The organism is Ideonella sp. P3_A4, assembly GCF_056403075.1.
Map to the genome: position 1 here is coordinate 1 of NZ_JBFUGE010001051.1, position 1,369 is coordinate 1,369.

The 1,369-nt window shown below is 68.7% G+C and carries 2 protein-coding genes; one reads left to right on the forward strand and one right to left on the reverse strand.

Annotated elements, in window-relative coordinates; all coding sequences use genetic code 11:
• Nucleotides 1-359 (forward strand): glutathione S-transferase family protein (locus tag AC1DYI_RS35755; protein WP_477208834.1); only part of this gene is annotated, 359 nt, incomplete at its 5' end.
• Nucleotides 360-370: 11 nt separating this feature from the next.
• Here AC1DYI_RS35755 and AC1DYI_RS35760 read toward each other — a convergent pair.
• Nucleotides 371-1,342: a MerR family transcriptional regulator gene (locus AC1DYI_RS35760; protein WP_477208835.1), complete on the reverse strand. Its 972-nt coding sequence runs from the start codon at nt 1,340-1,342 to the stop codon at nt 371-373.
• Between the last annotated feature and the right edge of the window lie 27 nt (nt 1,343-1,369).

Sequence of the window (1,369 nt, forward strand, 5' to 3'; positions counted from 1 at the left end):
ACCCGCAGGCCTTTTTCGGCGGCACGGTCAGCGAGTCGAACCAGGCCCGCATCCGCAAGCTGCTGGAAAAGAACATCACGGCCTTCAAGCGCCTGGCCAAGTTTGCGCCCTATGTGGCCGGGGCCGAATTCACCAGCGCCGACTGCGCAGCTTTCGTCTCGCTGCCACTGGTGGCGATGGCCAGCAAGACGATCTACGGCGTCGACCTGCTGGCCGAAGCCGACGTCGACTGGAAGCCCTACGCCAAGCTGGTCGGCGAACGGCCGTCTGCTGTGAAGGTCTCGGCCGACCGCAAGGTCGCGCAGGACGCGCAGATCGCCGCAATCAAGGCCAAGGCGGCGGAAAAACCGGCCGGCTGACCCCCCGGGCGCTAGCCCTGCGGCGGCGCGGGCGGGCAAGCCGCCAGGGCTGGCGCGATCAAGCGCAAGTCGCTGATCCGCAAGACGCCAGCCGCGCCCCGCAGCCCGGCGGCAGCAGAACCACCAAGCCACAACGCAGTGCCGGGTGCCAGGCGCTGGCGCAATTGCGCCAAGCCCTGGCGCAGCCAGCGCACCGGCAAACTGCCGGTGGCGCTCAGGCCAACAATCTGCGCGTGGTGCCAGCCCGCCGCTGCGACGATCTCGTCCACCGGCGTCTGCGGGCCCAGATTGACGCACCAGGCGCCTTCGAGCGCACACATCGCCTCGGCCATCAACAGACCCAGCCCGTGCGGCTCGCCGGGCAGCGTGGTCAGCAGCACCCGCGGCGCAGCGCCCGGGATCGGCTCCGGCACGGTCAGCAAACCCTGCCGCAGCACGCTGTGGGCCACCTCGGTGAAGAGGTGCTCATCGGCGACCCGCAGTTCGCCCCGCATCCAGGCCATGCCCACCGCGGTCGCCAACGGCGCCATGAGGTCGGTGACGAACGTCGCCAGGCCGAGACGCGTCAAGCCCTGTTGAAGCTGGCGGCGCAAGCCCAGGCCGTCGCGCCGAGCCAGCGTGGCCAGGGCTGCGTCGATGGCAAGCAACTGTGTAGGCGGCAACCTGACGGCATCGGGGCCAGCGGCGGCAGCCACTGACGCAGCCGGTAGCGCCGTTTCAGGTTGAAGCAAAGCCATGCGCCCGGCGTCGTCCAGCGTGACGACCCGGCCCGGCCGGTGGCCGGCTCGCAAGAGTGACGCGATCTGACGCAACCGATCGACGTCGGTCTGCGTATAGAGGCGTTGCCCTTGGCCATCTCTGGCCGGGGTGGGAAAGCCGTAACGCCGCTCCCAGACACGCAGCGTGTCCTTGCCCAGACCGGTGTCGCGCTCGACCTCGGCAATCGATAACAAATTGACGTCTGGCAGCAGTGGATTGGACATGGTCGCTCAGATTGTCATGGACAACTC

What these genes read in the sequence shown, in the direction of transcription:
- AC1DYI_RS35760 (WP_477208835.1), bottom strand. Translation starts at nt 1,342, where the DNA reads ATGTCCAATCCACTGCTGCCAGACGTCAATTTGTTATCGATTGCCGAG.